At 56.5% G+C, this 16,833-nt stretch carries 13 protein-coding genes and 1 pseudogene; 3 read left to right on the forward strand and 11 right to left on the reverse strand.

The genetic code is table 11. From position 1 onward, the window contains the following. Positions 1–5 precede the first annotated feature (5 nt). From GUC32_RS15015 to GUC32_RS15025, 3 genes are all read right to left on the reverse strand, one after another. Positions 6–962, reverse strand: coding sequence for a diiron oxygenase (locus GUC32_RS15015; RefSeq protein WP_025303320.1), 957 nt, complete (start codon positions 960–962; stop codon positions 6–8). A 98-nt stretch (positions 963–1,060) separates the two neighbouring features. Then, a complete protein-coding gene (locus GUC32_RS15020; RefSeq protein ID WP_060447851.1) occupies positions 1,061–2,242 on the reverse strand; it encodes an MFS transporter in 1,182 nt (393 codons plus the stop codon). Positions 2,243–2,546: 304 nt separating this feature from the next. Continuing rightward, positions 2,547–3,710: a colicin-like pore-forming protein gene (locus GUC32_RS15025; RefSeq protein ID WP_369435306.1), complete on the reverse strand. Its 1,164-nt coding sequence runs from the start codon at positions 3,708–3,710 to the stop codon at positions 2,547–2,549. Between the two features lie 485 nt (positions 3,711–4,195). Between GUC32_RS15025 and GUC32_RS15030 the strand changes: the two genes are divergently transcribed. After that, on the forward strand, positions 4,196–5,275 hold the full coding sequence (locus GUC32_RS15030) for a pyruvate dehydrogenase (lipoamide) (protein WP_369435307.1): 1,080 nt from the start codon (positions 4,196–4,198) through the stop codon (positions 5,273–5,275). On the opposite strand, the gene GUC32_RS15035 is transcribed toward GUC32_RS15030, so the two are convergent. After that, positions 5,276–5,713 carry a MarR family winged helix-turn-helix transcriptional regulator gene (locus GUC32_RS15035; protein ID WP_025303324.1) on the reverse strand — a complete coding sequence of 146 codons (438 nt, stop codon included), beginning with the start codon at positions 5,711–5,713 and terminating at the stop codon, positions 5,276–5,278. A gap of 154 nt (positions 5,714–5,867) precedes the next feature. Here GUC32_RS15035 and aceE point away from each other — a divergent pair, with 154 nt between their 5' ends. Beyond that, complete coding sequence (gene aceE / locus GUC32_RS15040; RefSeq protein ID WP_369435308.1) at positions 5,868–8,543, forward strand: pyruvate dehydrogenase (acetyl-transferring), homodimeric type; 2,676 nt, start codon at positions 5,868–5,870, stop codon at positions 8,541–8,543. 27 nt (positions 8,544–8,570) lie between these two features. On the opposite strand, the gene umuC is transcribed toward aceE, so the two are convergent. The 6 genes from umuC to umuD form a co-directional block, all read right to left on the reverse strand. Next, positions 8,571–9,887 (reverse strand): translesion error-prone DNA polymerase V subunit UmuC, encoded by a 1,317-nt coding sequence (gene umuC, locus GUC32_RS15045; RefSeq protein ID WP_049204968.1) that lies wholly within the window; start codon positions 9,885–9,887, stop codon positions 8,571–8,573. 205 nt (positions 9,888–10,092) lie between these two features. Beyond that, the gene (locus tag GUC32_RS15050) at positions 10,093–10,779 is read right to left on the reverse strand and encodes an energy transducer TonB (protein WP_164066254.1); all 687 of its coding nucleotides are present in this window, start codon (positions 10,777–10,779) and stop codon (positions 10,093–10,095) included. 295 nt (positions 10,780–11,074) lie between these two features. Beyond that, the gene (locus GUC32_RS15055) at positions 11,075–11,992 is read right to left on the reverse strand and encodes a FecR domain-containing protein (RefSeq protein ID WP_127146030.1); all 918 of its coding nucleotides are present in this window, start codon (positions 11,990–11,992) and stop codon (positions 11,075–11,077) included. A 17-nt stretch (positions 11,993–12,009) separates the two neighbouring features. After that, a complete protein-coding gene (locus GUC32_RS15060; protein ID WP_025303329.1) occupies positions 12,010–12,522 on the reverse strand; it encodes a sigma-70 family RNA polymerase sigma factor in 513 nt (170 codons plus the stop codon). A gap of 168 nt (positions 12,523–12,690) precedes the next feature. Beyond that, positions 12,691–15,111: a TonB-dependent receptor gene (locus tag GUC32_RS15065; RefSeq protein ID WP_227255664.1), complete on the reverse strand. Its 2,421-nt coding sequence runs from the start codon at positions 15,109–15,111 to the stop codon at positions 12,691–12,693. 213 nt (positions 15,112–15,324) lie between these two features. Then, positions 15,325–15,753, reverse strand: a complete 429-nt coding sequence (umuD, locus tag GUC32_RS15070; protein WP_049209475.1) for a translesion error-prone DNA polymerase V autoproteolytic subunit — start codon at positions 15,751–15,753, stop codon at positions 15,325–15,327. Between the two features lie 395 nt (positions 15,754–16,148). On the opposite strand from umuD, the pseudogene GUC32_RS15075 reads away from it, so the two are divergent. Next, positions 16,149–16,382: pseudogene (locus GUC32_RS15075) on the forward strand (resolvase); the annotation flags it as partial. 58 nt (positions 16,383–16,440) lie between these two features. Here the strand turns inward: GUC32_RS15075 and GUC32_RS15080 are convergent. Next, complete coding sequence (locus GUC32_RS15080) at positions 16,441–16,812, reverse strand: hypothetical protein (protein WP_126502249.1); 372 nt, start codon at positions 16,810–16,812, stop codon at positions 16,441–16,443. Between the last annotated feature and the right edge of the window lie 21 nt (positions 16,813–16,833).

The raw sequence follows: 16,833 nt of genomic DNA on the forward strand, positions 1-16,833 counted from the left end.
CATGATTAAATTATCCAACCAATATTTTCGAATCCCTGGCGCACTATCGGCGAATTCAGAATGCCGGTTCGTTTCAAAGCCATTAGCACGTTTTTAACAATGGGGACATCAGGCGTCACTTCAAAACCGCGATAAACCTTATTGATTGACTCCCGGCTGGCTTCGCAATCATGAGTTATCTTCGATAACAGCTCAATGTTAAACTGTTTCTCTGATTCAACATTCAAATACATTTTTACGAAATCAGCGATCTGCCCGCCGATCATCGCCTGATCGTTTTCATCCAACCTCGTCCAGATATAGCCAAGTAATTCGAGAAAGAAAATATAGTGTCTGGACTCATCGTTCATATGGTCATTAACATAGTATTTAATCGATGGATGAACGCCGTCACTATTAAAGAACTCCACCAGCTCTCTCACCAGGGTCGTTTCGAAAATGCACACCGCAATGATCTCGAAAATGTCATGGCAGCGCTCAGGTAACCGTTTCATCACCTCTGTAACGGCCACATAGGCGTCAGAATCCGGGTAACTCAGCGCACCGAGATCGGCATCATGCTCTCTAAGTTGATTGATCATATGTCTGGCGATATAAACATGGTAATACTCATCGATGATGACGGTATAGGCATTCAATTTAATCTGTTCGTCAAATTTGACAGCGAGATCGCCGTAGATAATTTTATTGCATGCTGAGTTAATGAGTTTGATCTCAAGATTAACGATATCATTGAGGTATTTAAACAATGACTGAGTAAGTATTTTTGACTTCCTCTCATTGTCCATGCCGCTCATCATGTCAGCCAAAAATATCGGCTGATTCTCCTCGGGGAAAAATGCGCCAGGAATAGTAAAGTCGATAAATTTACCGGGGCGAGTTCTTATTGATGCGCGCTGTTCCCATTTATCAGTATAGGCGGCAGACAAACCGCCCTTCGAAACCATGGTTTCATTTTCCATAGATATTCTCCAGATGAAGGAATACATGTATTTAAAAAAGTCATGCCGAGCCCGGCCAAATATAAATATTTATCCGGGGGTCACGCGAAAACGATTATTTATTCTTCAACTTTGCTTGGGGATGCCACGATACTCAACATAGACAACAACACGACAACGCCTATCACACTCGCCATCACATAGCTCATTTCCTCCGGCCGCCCGATAAAGACGTAGCTGGCCATCCCCGTGATAGCCACAACCAGCAGCGAGCGCATGCTCATGATATAGGAGGCCGCCACACCATAAATTTCCGGGTAGACACTCATGGAACGTGCGAACAGCGTCGGATAGCAGATAGAAAAACCGAAGCAGAACAGGCTCATCAGCAGGGTAATAGCCCAAGGTGTTGTCGCCGTCAGTAGAGCGAGAATGCTGACGATGGCTAACGCCATACCGATTTTCTCAGCGCGCCGATCGCCACCAAACGCGGCGATAATACGGGCGGAAAAGAGGCTAGGGATTGAAAATGACGCCACGATAATAAAAAAGTGAACGACAAATGCCGACAGCGAGAACGCAAAGGTTTCACGGTAAAGAAAAGCGCTGGAGGCGATGAATACCATATAAGCAGCAAAGAAAAGTGAAGGAATCAACGATAATCGCATGAATTGGAAACTCGCCGTCAGCCGGGCATAGCTTCCCACAATGGCTTTGAGATCGAATGGCGTTTTTTCTTTCTTCGTTTCCGGCAGGAACAACAATTCCAGCAGTACCGCCGCTGCGGTGATCACCGCGACAACCGCATAGTTTCCTCTCCACCCCCAATGCTCATTAATCCAACCACCGGCGATCGGCGCTAGCGACATGAAAATCGAGATACAGGCATTAACCAGACCGATCATGCTGTACATGGCCGCCCCTTGATAACGGTCTGCGATGATCGCGTAAGCCACTACCACCGGCGTGCAAGCCCCCAACCCCTGAATAAAGCGGGACAACATCAAAAGATCGATTGAAGTGGCGTAGGTACATCCCAGAGCACCTAACAGCATGATAGCCCCACCGATCAACATGGTTTTACGTCGACCAATCGACTCTGACAGTGGGCCATAAATCAACGCGCCAAACACAAATCCCAAGAAGTTATAGGTGATCGTACGCTGAATATGCCCTTCAGAAACACCGAAACTGGCAGCCATATCCGGAAAGCTGGGAACGGACATATCCACTTCAATACACCCAGCCAATAAGGAAACCACAAGGATAAAGGGCAGAGGCACCCACTTTCCTGTCAACATATCCATACTCCAACAGAACATTAATCCGAATGTTAATAACCATGAACAAACTAGGAGAACAATTGTTATATGTAAATATCACTAATGAATAAAGGATGATAAATAGTGTTTTACGTGAAGAAAATCACATAACAGGAAGAAAAATAATGAAATTATCCGATGACGGGGAGATGGCTACATAAGACGAACTACACAGATAAAAATCATCAACTTAAGAACTACATGAGACATGCTAATGCATTGTTCAGGGCGCGTTCATACCCCATAAAAGAGGGGGCATGCCCCCTCTTCTATCATGAGCTTGTTACATCTCGAGGATGAATTTTTCCAGTTCTCCTGCAAGGGCCGCATCGATATAGCTGGTGGCCCAGCCAAACAGGTAAGCGAAGGCGAAAATGCCCACCGTCGACGACACCAGCGTCGGCGCGAAAAACGCGGCGATAACGGAGAGCGTATACCCTGCGCCGATCGACAACCCGAGCGCTTCGAGCTGGTTGCGGAACGCTTTCCAGTTGCCGGTAGAGAAACCTTCAATCACAGCGTTTACCAGATCCGCGCCCTTGATCGCCCAGTCCACCCCGGTGAAGACCTTGCCCAATACCCGCGCATTGCGGGCATACTGTTCCGCATCGATCATTTTCAGCCAGGCGACAATCGCCGCTTTGTCCTGCGCCTTGAGCTTTTTGTTCAGGCCCTTCGTCAATTGCTCGTAGGTTTTCTCCGCATCTTGCACGTTGCGGATATATTTTCCTTGAATTCCCGCCTCCAAATCCTTGGCGAGTTTGGCGTATTTCGCGCCGATCTTTTCCGCGATATCTTTATTGATACCTGCGGCCAGGCTGACGCCATCCTTGATGGCTTTTAATTCCGCATTTTGATATTCGACGAAGTCCTTAACGATCGTTTTTACCGAGCCGGGCGATTTTACCGGCTTGCCGTTGGCATATTTCACCTCCATGGCATTCAGGTTATCCCCTCTCACCACGGCGATAAACGCGGGCCGGTTCTTATTGGCCTTATAGTAGAGGCTGTAGGTCGCCACTCCGTCTTGCTTTTCCACCTTCAAATGATGAAAACCGTAGTAACTCCCGGTCGTGCGGGTCGTCGAGAATTCGCCGGTTTTGCCGTTGCCATGCCAGCCGCTGACGGGCCGATCGCGATGCGAGTCTGTCACGAAACTGCCTAACGAAGAGGCGCCGATCTGCCCGGCATTCAGGCCATTGTTGCCGCCTTTGCCAGGGGTTGAGGGCTTGCGCGCATGGCCGGTTTCGATATCCCCGATCGCCACTGTCACCCCCTTGGCGTTGACCCCCATCACCAGTCCCCCCAGGCCAATGTGCTTCGCCTGATCGGCCGTCAAACCGGTGGCGGAAAGGCTCAGCGTGCCGGATGGGCTGACGCTTTCAATATGCAATTTCGCATCCGGGTTAATTCTGCGCGCCGCCTTAATCACCGCCGCCAGCTTCATGCGCAGCGCCGGATCGTTTTGGATCGCCGCTATCTGTTGCTGTTCCGGGCTGCTGCCAACGCCGGCGCCGCCGCGATCGCCGGAATGGCCTTTATCGCCGCCCCCCGGCTCTGGGCCCGTACCGCGTTCAGAACTCCAATTAGTTCCATCCCCTTTACCACCATAATTAAATCCAGGCATATGCTTTCATCCTTATTTCGTTTTATTTTTAAGATGCCGATATCCTCGTTTAGCGTTCACTAACGCGTGCCTGAGTAATATCGGCAAACCGTTTTTAGCTGCCCGCCATTTATAAAAAACCGCAGAAATAAGGACAACGGATGACGGCTGTCTGGTCGGTGAAACAAATAGGCTCCCTTCCGCAGAACCTGAATATACCGGCGCAGGTCATGCCTGGACGGCGGCGGCCTGTTCAGAAGTCATTGGCATACGCCATGAATTGCAATTACAATCATCGCACTTGCAACTAAAAAAGGGTACTCCGCATGTCGCCTCAACGTATAACACTGCCCGCCGCTTCGGCCAGAACCCAAACCCTGGCCGAAGCCTGTATCCGCAAGATGACCTCCGTCAGCCAAAAAGCCGGCGCCTCGCGCCCTTCTTCCAGCGCCTGGACGGCGCAAACGCTGGACGAACTTAACGCCAGCGGCGACATCTGGCTTATCGACGGCAGAAGGCGCACCGAGCCACCGAGTTCCCACTACGCCACCGCCTGGCCGCTCTGGTTTGGCCATCAATCAGAGCGTTATGAGAAGCCGCTGTTTTACTTCGTCAACACGCCCTCGGTGGACATGCTTCGCGGGCTTGAGCCGGAAACCAATCGTAAAGGGATTTTCATCAGCGATGCGGATACTGGCAGTGCCGATTTGCCCAAAGGCGTTCAGGCCTGGTTCCCGCTTCAGCTCACGGCCATGCCGGGCTGGTTGCCTTTCGATCCGGCCAATGCCCGAGAAACCGGCGCGATACTCCATCACGCCCTCCACGCGCTCTATCTGGAGGGAACGAGGAAGATGGTGTATCTCGCGACCAACGCAGACAATGGCCCCCTCTCTTCAGGGGAACCGTTTGTCGCAGAACAGGCGTTCAAGGGAATGTATCGTGTCGCCGCCGCGGCAGACTCGCCGTTGCAGGTTCGTCTGTGCGGCGCCGGCCGAGCGCTCGCCCGCGTTCAGCAGGCGGCCAAAGTGTTGAAAAACTGGGGGATTGTGTCTGAAATCTGGAGTTGCCCCAGCTACACACGGTTGGCGCAGGACGCCGAACTCGCCGACATGCAGCGCCAGGACAGCGGCGGCGAATGCCATCTGAAAACGTGCCTGGGTACCGGGAATGCCCCCGTCGTCGCCGTTACCGACTACTCGCACCTGATTGCCAATCAGCTCAGGCGATTCATTCCCGCGCGCTTTGCCGCGGTGGGCTCAGATTCACGGGTGCGCGGCGAAATCCACTACCCGCAGGCGGAATGGATTGCGCTCTGCGCCCTTAAACTGCTGGCCGACGAGCAGAAAATCCCTTCGGCGCTGATCGCCGATGCGCTGCGCGTTCTGCACATCACGCCCGATGCCTGATCACTCTCTGGCCAGCTGCATCGCATTGTTCAACGCGTCGGAGAAGCGTGCGACCTCTTCTTCGCTGAACTGGTTGAGAAAGTGGGTGTTGACCACCGAACGGTAGATCTCCCACATCTTTTTCCGCAGGGCCTTGCCTTCCTCGGTGATAGTCGCGAAGGAGGCCCGGCGATCGTCATCCGATCGAAAACGCGTGACCAGCCGCTCTTTTTCCAGGCGATCCATCAGGCGGGTCAGGTTGTAACGCTCAATCACCAACACGTCCGCCAGCTCATGCATGCGGCGTGTGCCGTTTTCCCCGCTTTCCAATCCCCATAACACGTCATACCAGGCGTAAACCGGCAGCCCCGCTTCCGACAACTTCGCCTCTATCTTTCTGATCATCGCCCGATGCGCGCGCACAAAGGAGAACCACAGGTCGGGTTGTTTATCTGTCATGTCATTTTTCTCGTCAAAACCGGTGAGTTGCAATTGCAATTGTAAAGGGATAGAGTGGCTTTCGCCATTGTTGCATTTGCAACTCTTGCACTTGCAATTCACTGAATCCCTGTATCGCTCAGCGCCTTATCAGGTAAGTACATTTGGAGCTTTTATGAACCAACCTGCGGTAAAAGCAGATCTCGACCCACAAGAGACGGCTGAATGGCTTGAGGCATTTGAAGGTGTCACTGACATCGACGGCCGTGAACGCGCGCATTTTTTGTTGGAAAGAATGGCCGAAGCCGATCAGCGAAAACACGGTGATTTCTTCAGCATGGTCACCACGCCCTACGTGAATACGATCCCGGCCTATAAGCAACCGACGTATCCCGGCGATCTGGCCGCTGAAGCGCGCATCAATGCGTTTATTCGCTGGAACGCCATGGCGATGGTGCTGCGTGCCGGCAAACATTCCAACGTCGGCGGGCATATCGCCACCTACCAATCGGCCGCGGTGCTTTACGATGTGGGGTTCACGCACTTCTTCCGTGGGCGCACCGATGATTTCGCCGGCGACATGGTGTATATCCAGGGCCATTCCGCCCCCGGCATTTATGGCCGCGCCTATCTCGAAGGCCGCATCGACGAGGAGCTGCTCGACAACTTTCGCCGCGAATCCGCGCGCCGCGGCCTCTCCTCCTACCCGCACCCGCGGCTGATGCCGGATTTCTGGCAATATCCCACCGTTTCGATGGGGCTGGGGCCGCTGACCGCCGCCTACCAGGCGCGCTACATGCGCTATCTGGAATACCGCGAGTTGAAACCGCACCAGGGGAGAAAGGTGTGGGCGTTTCTCGGCGACGGCGAGATGGATCAGCCGGAATCGCTGGCGGCGATTGCGCTGGGCGGGCGAGAAAAACTCGATAACCTGATCTTCGTCGTGAACTGCAACCTGCAACGGCTGGATGGCCCCGTGCGCGGCAACGGCAAGATTATTCAGGAGCTGGAAGGCACCTTCAAAGCCGCCGGCTGGCAGGTGATCAAGGTGATCTGGGGCAGCGGCTGGGACAAACTGCTGCAAAAAGACCGCTCCGGGCTGCTGATGCAGCGCATGATGGAGTGCGTCGACGGCGATTACCAAACCTTCAAGTCGCAAAGCGGCGCCTATGTGCGGGAGCACTTCTTCGGCAAGTATCCGGAATTGCTCGAGCTGGTCGCCGACCTGAGCGACGATGAGATCTGGGCGCTGCACCGCGGCGGCCACGATCCGCAAAAGGTGTACGCCGCCTACCATCAGGCGGTGCATACCCCGGGCAGGCCGACGGTGGTGCTGGCCAAAACCGTCAAAGGGTTTGGCATGGGGGAAGCCGGTGAAGGGCAGAACATCAACCACCAGCTGAAAAAAATGAGCCAGGATGCGGTGAAAGCCTTCCGCGACCGTTTAGGGCTGACCATCTCCGACGCCCAACTGGCAGAGATCCCTTACCTGAAGCCCGAACCCGACAGCGCGGCGGCGAAGTACATCACCGCGACGCGCACCGCGCTGGGCGGCTACATCCCTGCCCGCTTCGGCCAATCCGCTCCGCTGGCGATACCGGAACTATCGCGCTTCGACGGCCTCCTGAAGGGCAGCGGCGAACGCAACATGTCGACCACCATGGCTTTCGTTAATATCCTCGGCACGCTGCTCAAAGACGTCAACATCGGCAAACTGATCGTGCCCATCGTGCCGGACGAGTCGCGCACGTTCGGCATGGAAGGCCTGTTCCGCCAGATTGGCATCCATTCCTGGCTCGGCCAGCTGTATACCCCGCAAGACGCCGGGCAGCTCAGCTACTATAAAGAGGCCAAAGACGGCCAGATTTTGCAGGAAGGCATCAACGAATCCGGTGCGATATCGACCTGGATCGCCGCCGGCACCGCCTACAGCAACCACGATGTCGCGACGATCCCGTTCTATATCTTCTACTCCATGTTCGGGCTGCAACGGGTGGGCGATCTCGCCTGGGCGGCGGCCGACGCACGCACCAAGGGTTTCCTGCTCGGCGCCACCTCCGGCAGAACCACCCTGATGGGCGAAGGCTTGCAGCATGACGACGGCCACAGCCACGTGCTGTCTTCGGTGATCCCCAGCTGCGTCTCCTACGATCCGACCTATGCCTATGAACTCGCGGTGATCGTCCAGAGCGGCATGCGCAGGATGTTCGTTGAACAAGAGGATATTTACTACTACATCACCTTGCTCAACGAGGGCTACCCGCAGCCGCCGATGCCGGCGGGCGTGGAGGACGGGATTATCCAGGGCGCCTATTTGCTCAAACAGAGCGAAACGACAAACCAAGAGAGCCCGCGCGCTCAGCTGGTCGCCAGCGGTGCCATCATGCGCGAGGCGCTGGCGGCGGCGGAGCTGTTGGCGGCGGACTTTGGCGTCGCCAGCGATATCTGGTGCGCCACCAGCCTGAGCGAGCTGCGCCGCAACGGCATGGCGGCCGAACGCTGGAACCTGCTGCATCCGGAAGATCCGCCGAAAGTTCCTTATATTCAGAGCCTGCTGGCGGCGCATCCCGGCCCGGTGGTGGTGGTGACGGACTATATGAAGATCGTCGGCGATCAGATCAAACCGTTCTTGCCCGACCGCACCTTTATCGCCTTGGGCACCGACGGCTTTGGTCGCTCGGACACCCGCGAGGCGCTGCGTGAGTTCTTCGAGGTCAACCGCCATTTCATCGCGCTCGCCGCGTTGAAACTGCTGGCTGACGAAGGCCGTATCGCCCGCAGCGAGGTCAACCGCGCCATGGCGCTGTATGGCATCGCCCCCGATAAGCCGGATCCGGCGGCGGTGAAGTAACACTCAGCCTACCCACGCCGCCGGTTGTCACCCGCGGCGTTTTTCTTCCTTCGATTCGGCGGAGCACGGCGCCCGCTCCCCCAGCCGCACCACCGGAATGTCCGCCAGCCGGGTGGTGTAGGCCGGCGACAGCATGTCGCGCTTCATTTGCCACGGCTTGACGATCCCCTGCCCGGCGAACCACACGCGCCCGCGCCCTTCCTGATTCAGGCGATCGAGGGTCGCCATCAGCCGCTCGCTGTTGCGGCGCGGCGGGCAGTCGTCGAACAGATCGATCTGTGCCATGGCGGCGGCGCTGAAATCTCCCAGCACCACGCCGCCCTTCAGGTAACGTCGCCCCTCCTGCCAGATGCTTTCCAGCGCACGTACCGCCATGGCGATGATGTCGCGGCTGTCATTGCTCGGGGTTTGCAGCCGGGCGGTGCCCATATTGCTGTAATACCCTTCGCCCGCCGAATGCGGGCTGGTTTTGATAAATACCGACACGTTGCGGCAATAGCGCTTTTCCTGCCGCAGCTTTTCGGCGGCGCGTTCGGCGTAGCTGCAGATCGCCTCGCGCATGTGTGGGTAGTGCGTCAGCCGCTGGCCGAACGAGCGGGAACAGATGATCTGCTCTTTGGCGGCCGCCTCATCTTCCCACTGCAGGCACGATTCGCCGCGCAGCTCGCGTATCGTGCGCTCCAGCACCACGCTGAAGGTTTTACGCGCCAGCCGGGTATCGCAGTCCGCCAGCTGCAGCGCGGTGTGAATACCCATCGCCTGCAACTGGCGAGTCAGGCGGCGCCCCACGCCCCACACCTCTTCCACCGGGAGCAACGCCAGCAGTTTGCGCTGGCGCGCCGGATCGGATAAATCCACCACGCCGCCGGTGCCGCGCCATTTCTTGGCAGCGAAGTTGGCCAGCTTGGCCAGCGTTTTGCTCGGCGCAATGCCGACCCCGACCGTCAAATGCAGCTCGCGCCGGATGCGATCGCGCACCCGCTGGCCGAATGGCTCCAGCGCCTCGCAGTGCGCCACGCCGTCCAGCCGCAGAAAGGCTTCGTCCAGCGAATAAATCTCCACCGCCGGCGCCATCTCTTCCAGCGTGTCCATCACCCGGCGGGACATGTCGGCGTACAGCGCGTAGTTGGAGGAGAACACCGCAACGTTGCGGCGGCGCATCTCCTCTTTGATTTTGAAATAAGGCGCCCCCATCGGCACGCCCAATGCCTTCGCCTCGGCGCTACGGGCGATCACGCAGCCATCGTTGTTGGACAGTACAATCACCGGCCGCCCCCGCAGATCGGGCCGAAAGATGGTCTCGCAGGAAGCATAGAAACTGTTGACGTCTACCAGGGCGAACATGGCTACTGCCCCTTCATCGCCAGAGGCCAGACTGGCGTTATCGTCAGTGGGTTGTTATTCATAACGGCACCAGGTTACTGTTCATGCATACAGTATTTGTATTTTTCTGGCGACGATCAAGTAGAAACCATCTCATCGCTGCTATCCGTTTGATGCACTTTGGCTTTTAACTCAGCCCTCCGTTTACCTGGAGCCGAGTTTTTCATTAACGGCGAACTTCACGCAGATCGAAACGAATCGGAATGGTCACGCTGAATTCCGCCTGCCCCGCTGCGATCTCGTTGCCGGGTGCGGGCAGTGGAGAAGCGCGCTGCGGTAACTGAAGCGCCTCCCGATCGAGCGAAGCAACGCCGCTCGATCGCAATAGCTTCACGCCCAGCACGTTTCCCTGTCGATCCAACGTCACGGCAACCTGAACAATACCCTGGCGCTGCTGGCGTACCGCCAGGGCGGGATAGCGTTTGAAACGGCTCAAATGCGCCAACAGCAGGCCGCTCCAGACCGAGGCATCCTGACTCGGCTGCGACGCCACGCTGGTTTGCGGCGCGGCAACACGCTTTCCGTCCATAGACGGCGGCGCGCTGGTGCTTGATGCTCTTGAGTTTGCAGACGCCATTTTTTCCTGTTCTTCTTGCCTTGGGCGCGGCGGTTCCGTCTTCGGTTTGATGGGGTCGTTCCGTTGCCCTTTGGCCTTGCTCTGCCGCTCCGTTGCACGCGGTGCATGAATCAGCGGAGGCATCGCCGCCTCCGGTTCCCGATTGGCCTGCCGTTGCGCCACCGCCTGCACCTGGCGCACGCCGGTTGGCATCGGCTCCGTATTGGGTGTCGATTCAGCCTGCTCGGCAACCATCATCAACACCATCGGTTGTGCCGCAGGCAGCAACGGTGGCATAAGGTGATAACCGAGCCCAAACCACAACGCACCATGCAGACCCAACGCCAACACATTGGCGGTAGCCCAGCGCCATCGCCCGCCTGTAGGGGGTAAAGAGAAATCGCCAGATAATACGTTGTGATTGAACATAGAAAACGGTACTCAGGTTAAGCGCAAAACAGACCAACGTACGCAGCGGTCAACGGCAGTCGGGGTATGTCAGAAAGGTCGTTTAGGCACGCGGCACCGGGCAGGTAACGAGAAAGAACAGGTCAATAGAAAAGGAAATACCCTAATGGCAGAGTAAAAAACTTTAGGATACGGTGATGAAGTATTTTGACAGCATATTTACCCTAACCGGCAACGCGCCGGGCAGCGCCGCGATGACGCGCTCGGGGTCAGCCAGCGGGAACGCACCGGAGAGCCTCAGGCCGGCGACCTCCGGCCGGCAGCGAATAACGCCCTGACGATAACGCCCCAGTTCCATCAGGAAGTCGTCCAGCCGCATGTTGTCGGCCAGCAGCATGCCTTGCCGCCAACCGGGCTCTTGCGTCACGCGATACGGTTCGCCAATGCCTTGCCGGCTTAATCTGCCGCCCTGACCGGCGTTGAGCACCGCGTTCCGATGCGCCGGTGAAAGGATCGTGACCCGACCAAGATAAACGGCGATATCACTGTAAGTTTCCCACAGGCGAATGCTGAAGCGAGCAGCCTGCACCATGATCTCGCCCTGCGGCAATCTCACCGTCAACGCACCGCTTTCCGGCGGCAGATTCACCATCATTTCGCCTTCCAGCAATGTGGCCTGCTGACGGCTGACGTTGACCGCCGTTTGCGTGTTCAGCATCAACTGCGCGCCATCCGCCAACGCGACGGTTTGCTGCTCCCCCACCGCCGTACGGTAATCCGCCAGCCAGGGGCGCCATGGCAGCGCGCCCGAACCGACACCAACCGTCCCCACCACGCCGATGGCCGCCAGGCTTCTCAATAACCGGCGACGTTGCGGGTTCGGCAACTGCGACAGACTACGCTGCGCCGCCGCCCCGTTAAGCAGAGAAAAACGGGATGAAAACGCGGCGATATGCCGCCAGGCGCGTTCATTTTCCGGTTTCGCCTGATACCAACGTCGCCAGTTTTCCCTATCCGCGTCGCTTGCCTCTTCCGACATCAGCTGCGTTAACCACGCGGCGGCCTCTCGCGCGCTCTGCCGATCGATATCCGATTCCATCATGGGTTCCGCACCTGCCGTTACGCCGCCAATGCAAAGAAACAGTGCAAATTAGCGCGCTGCAGATATTGTTTCACCGAGCTGGTCGACACCCGTAAACGTTCAGCGATGTCGCAATAACGCATGCCCTGCAGGTGCGCCAACAGGAAAGCCTCGCGGACGTGCGCCGGCAATCCGTCCAACGCCTGATCCAACTGTTCGAGCATTTCGAGGGTTTGTTGACGAACTTCCGGCGAGGGCGCCTCGATCGCAGGCAACTCGCTCAAGGCCTGCAGATAGCTCTCTTCGATTGTTTTACGCCGGTAATAATTCGCCACCAGCCGGCGCGCTACGGTCGCCAGGAAGGGGCGTGGTTGCCGAATGGCGAGCAACTGCGGGCTCAGTAAAATACTGATGAAAGTATCCTGCGCCAGGTCTTCGGCGTGATGCGCACACCCAACCTTCTGTCGCAGCCAATGGCATAGCCAACTGTGATGCTCAAGGTAAAGCTGTTGAGCAAACCCGTTGGCTGCCGCGGCCTCTTTCCTTGCCATTCGGTGACACCAATTGATAATGAGATTGAAAATGATAATTATTATTATTTTAAAATTGTAACTTCTGTGTCAAGCGATTGCTGATGATTTATAAACGGCGAAAAAGTAGGGAAATACGGGGGAGGAAACGTGAAAAGGGGCCTAAATGGCCCCCTGCAGACAGGATCGTCAAAAACGCTGACTGACGCTGAACTTGATGTTGCGCCCTACGCCAGACACCGATTCGCCCAGGTAAGGGTAATAATCGCGGTTGAACAGGTTGTCCACCGCCACGCGGGCTTCGAAGCCGTGCAAACCGCTGGGCTGCCACGAGGCGAACAGGCCGTGCAATGCATAACCCGAGGTTTTCGGCAGGGCCCAGACAACGGCCATCGGATCGCCGTCGGCCGGTGAACGATCCTGTTTACGTACGAAATCGCCGGTCCAGCCGAAGGCCATGTCCCACTGCGGCACTTTCATGCCCAGCATCGCGTGTGCCGTAACGGGTGGAATTTCGGCAATCCAGGTTTCGTTGCCCCACGGATCGCGCGGTGAAGCGTCGCGTTTGCCGCGGATCGAGGAGAACGACAGGCTGCCGAACAGGCTTTCGCTGTCATAAAACGATTCGAGCTCCACGCCCTCAATGGTATAGCCCGGCAAGTTGCGATAGTTCGACAACGGTTGCCCACATTGGCCCCCGTGCCGTGCGGCGTCACACACTACGCCGCGACGATAGAAAATCTCGTCCTTGCCGCGATTGCGGAACAGCGTAGTGCGGATCTGCAGGCTGTCCCGCGCCATCAACACATCGTTGAAGTCCAGCACCGCGCCGAGACGAACGCCCGTCATGCGTTCCACCTGCAGGCCGCGGCTGGTACCGGGCACGCTGGAAGCGGCGTATTGCACTTCGTACTGTTCGTCGATCACCGGGGCGCGCCAGGTGCGGCTAACGTCGGCAAACAGGGACAGATTCGACGTCGCTTTCCACATCACGCCCAAATGCGGCGACCAGCCGGTATAGGTCACGCTGCTGTAATCATGGCCCACGAGCGGATCGCTGTCGTTATAGCGCGGCGCCCGGTTCGGTTGCCCGGTATTGGTCACATGATCGTAACGCACGCCCGGCGTCACGGTCAGGCTGCCGAAGCTGACCGCATCCTGCAGATAAACGCTGCGGGTTTCCTGTTCGCCCGCCGGCATGTAGTACGGCTGGAAATAGCCGTAGTTGTAACTGGCGTTTTTCACCTGCGAAGGGTAATACATCAGGGTATCGCGCTGATGTTTATGCCAACGCGCACCGAGCAACAGCTTGTGCTCCAGCGGACCGCTGGCGAAACGGCTTTCATTGCTGACGTCAAACTGCCGATCGGTATAGTTCACCCAACTTTCATTGCCCAGCGTACCGAGATAGCTGAACTTTGAAGCGGAATCCGGCCGCTTGTCATGCTGCTCGGTCTTCGAATAGGCGTAAGACAGCGTCAGATTCAGCAACGGCTGCGCTTCCGGCGCCAGATTCCATTTCACCGAGTAATTGGTGTCTGTCTGGTCGCGATACACCAGAATGCGGCGCCACGCTTCTTCCCGGCCATATTTATCGATATCCGCCTGGCTGGGCGCGGCGATATCGTCCCGCTTGGCGGCAAAAGGCTGCCAGCCATCGGAATCGGATCGCATCGCCGACAGCGTCAGCGTTTGCGCCTCGCTCAGATAAATATTGGTTTTTAACAGGTAGGAAGCCTGATCGTTGGCAGAATAGGCAAAACGCGTGCCGTCCGGCCGCTTCAGGTTGCCGCCGTCACGCTTGCTCATGTAGAGCAAACCGTCGGCGGATCCTTCCGGCGTACGACCGTACAAGGCACCGCTGTAAATGCCCTGACGATCGTTGGTGTGGTAGCTGTACTTCAGCAAGCCGCCAAAATCTTCGCCCGGCAGCAGCATGTCCCCAGCATCTTTGGTCTCCAGCGTAATGGTCCCGCCAAAGCCGCCATTGCCGTTCAACAGATTGTGCGGCCCCTTATCGACCTCAACCTTTTTCAGCAGTTCGGGTTCGATGAATACCGAGCCCTGCCGATATTTCTCAAATCCCTTCGGCGCCCCGTCCAGCACGACCTTCACATCTTCCATGTCCCCCATGCCCCAGATATTCAGGCTTTGGCCGCCCGGGCGCGGCGAGCCCGCCATCCCTACGCCAGGCAAGCGATCAAGCAAACTGGCGATATTGTCAGCCTGCACGCGTTCGATGTCTTCTTTATCCAACACCGAACGGCCGGCGGCGACGCTGTCGGACAAACCGCCGACCACCGACAGTTCCGGTATCGTCAACGGCTGAACCGGCCCGGCGTCGACCAACCGATATCCCTGTGCGGTTTGCTGAGCGCGCAATCCGCTGCCCGCCAACAGCGTATCGAACGCGTCGGTGAGGCGATAATGCCCCTGCAGGCCCGCGGTGTTTTTTCCACGCGTCTGTTCGGGCGTGAAAATCACTATCACGCCGGCCTTAGCGGCCGCCGTCTGCAAGGCGGGCGCCAGGTCACCGGCGGGAATGGCGAAAGGCAGGATAGCGGACTGCTCGACCGCCGCCGGTGGCACCGACGCACCGGGCGCCGCCATCGCGGAGGTGAGCATGCCCGATAATGCGCACCCTACCCCGATAGCGACCCGCTTCCCGGCGGTACGTTTGGCTGATGTGAACGTACGCCCTGCGCCGTTCTTGTTTTTTATGGCCATGAAGGATTCCCCTGAGTGTAATGAACTGGAAACTCAGTAGAGAGGTCACGCCAACGAAAAGATCGGGCAGAAAAAAAATGAAAAAAAGGGCCGAAGTCACCGGGCCGCGTAGACGATAAAGGTCACCACGCCGAAGATCTCCAGTTGCGCTTCGTCGTCGAACACGATCGGCGCGTAGGCGGGGTTCATCGGCAACAGCCGCACATCGGGGTGACGCTGCAGTTTTTTGACGGTGAATTCGCCGTCCACCGCGGCGATCACGATATTGCCGTGCTCCGGCGTCAGGGCGCTGTCGACAATCAGCAGATCGCCATCCCGGATATTGCCGTCGATCATCGATTCGCCGCTGGCGCGCACGAAATAGGTGGCGTTGGGGTGCCGCACCAGCAGCTTGCCGATGTCCAGCCGACCTTCGACATAGTCTTGCGCCGGGGAAGGAAAACCGCAGGCCACGCGATCGGCAAACAGCGGTAACGTTAGGGGTTCACCTGGTGAAAAAGCATACAACCTTGAATTACTCAGCATAATCACAACCAAACTGTATATTTATACAGTAAAGCATAAACAAAACGCGAACGCGTGCAACCCCCTATCCCCCTGCGGATCGCGCTTTGCCGCGTAATATAATAATTTTCTGAGCGATTTTTTTTTACGCCTGCTAAGTGTTTTACTGCCCCTTGCACACACGTTATCCACCAAAACTGTGGATAATGCGGCACTCAGACCGTTGGCGTATCGATGGGCAGGATGAGTGAGGGGTTGTCATTGCGAACGGCGCCGACGGCGGGCGATACCGGTTGCCAGACGAAATCCTCTGCCTGCAGGCTGCACACGTCAGCCTGCATTTGACCAGAGGGCGGGACTAAGCGGGTGTCGAGCCAGTCGCGCGCGGCCGTCGGTCTCTGCTGCGTACAGCGCCGCAAAGAACAGCGGCAGGCCTTGCCTCAGCAAGAGCCCACGGGAGGAACGGCGGACGGCCTTACAAAATGACGCCAATAAAATTGCGACTGGCAATGGCATCAATGGGACGGCCAGAGACGAAAGTCAGTACGTTATGCCAGGAGCTTGGGATAACCCGACAAACGCTGTACCGCCACATTTCCCCTGATAATCCACTGCGAGCTGACGGTATAAAGCTGCTCAACCGGGGATAATTTTAGCGGACGGAAAAATCTGGGGTTCCGGCGTAGAACCCCGAATAAGGAATAATCCTTAATTCATTTCAGGATTATTAATTCCATCTAAAACCTCTCGGCAATATTCTTTTTTATAGGCTTCATCATTACTTAATGACTTAACCAAAAAATCAGCATTTTTCCAACCATTATCCCAATGCGTATCGAATCCTGACTGTTCATACTTTAATGTTCTAGTTAATGAGTCTTTTATTTGTTTTTTATATTTATCAATTTTCTCATTGGTTGCCCCACAAACATCATGTGCAACACGAGCATTTGAGCCAGAAAAACCTATTGCTGAAATTGCCATCGCTTCATTTGATTTGTCGAAATCATTCGCATATGCCACAGCATTAGATAAAGCGAATATGACAAGAGCAGGTATGATTTTTTTGTATGAAATCATCTTTCACCTCTAACTCATTGA

The organism is Serratia sp. NGAS9 (genome assembly GCF_009905295.1).
Classification (GTDB): Bacteria; Pseudomonadota; Gammaproteobacteria; order Enterobacterales; family Enterobacteriaceae; genus Serratia; species Serratia bockelmannii.

Excerpts from the sequence above, each read along its gene's own strand:
- GUC32_RS15015 (WP_025303320.1), bottom strand. The coding sequence starts at position 962 with ATGGAAAATGAAACCATGGTTTCGAAGGGCGGTTTGTCTGCCGCCTAT.
- GUC32_RS15020 (WP_060447851.1), bottom strand. The coding sequence starts at position 2,242 with ATGTTGACAGGAAAGTGGGTGCCTCTGCCCTTTATCCTTGTGGTTTCC.
- GUC32_RS15025 (WP_369435306.1), bottom strand. The coding sequence starts at position 3,710 with ATGAAGCTGGCGGCGGTGATTAAGGCGGCGCGCAGAATTAACCCGGAT.
- GUC32_RS15030 (WP_369435307.1), top strand. The coding sequence starts at position 4,196 with ATGTCGCCTCAACGTATAACACTGCCCGCCGCTTCGGCCAGAACCCAA.
- GUC32_RS15035 (WP_025303324.1), bottom strand. The coding sequence starts at position 5,713 with ATGACAGATAAACAACCCGACCTGTGGTTCTCCTTTGTGCGCGCGCAT.
- aceE (WP_369435308.1), top strand. The coding sequence starts at position 5,868 with ATGAACCAACCTGCGGTAAAAGCAGATCTCGACCCACAAGAGACGGCT.
- umuC (WP_049204968.1), bottom strand. The coding sequence starts at position 9,887 with ATGTTCGCCCTGGTAGACGTCAACAGTTTCTATGCTTCCTGCGAGACC.
- GUC32_RS15050 (WP_164066254.1), bottom strand. The coding sequence starts at position 10,779 with ATGCCACCGTTGCTGCCTGCGGCACAACCGATGGTGTTGATGATGGTT.
- GUC32_RS15055 (WP_127146030.1), bottom strand. The coding sequence starts at position 11,992 with ATGATGGAATCGGATATCGATCGGCAGAGCGCGCGAGAGGCCGCCGCG.
- GUC32_RS15060 (WP_025303329.1), bottom strand. The coding sequence starts at position 12,522 with ATGGCAAGGAAAGAGGCCGCGGCAGCCAACGGGTTTGCTCAACAGCTT.
- GUC32_RS15065 (WP_227255664.1), bottom strand. The coding sequence starts at position 15,111 with ATGGCGGCGCCCGGTGCGTCGGTGCCACCGGCGGCGGTCGAGCAGTCC.
- umuD (WP_049209475.1), bottom strand. The coding sequence starts at position 15,753 with ATGCTGAGTAATTCAAGGTTGTATGCTTTTTCACCAGGTGAACCCCTA.
- GUC32_RS15080 (WP_126502249.1), bottom strand. The coding sequence starts at position 16,812 with ATGATTTCATACAAAAAAATCATACCTGCTCTTGTCATATTCGCTTTA.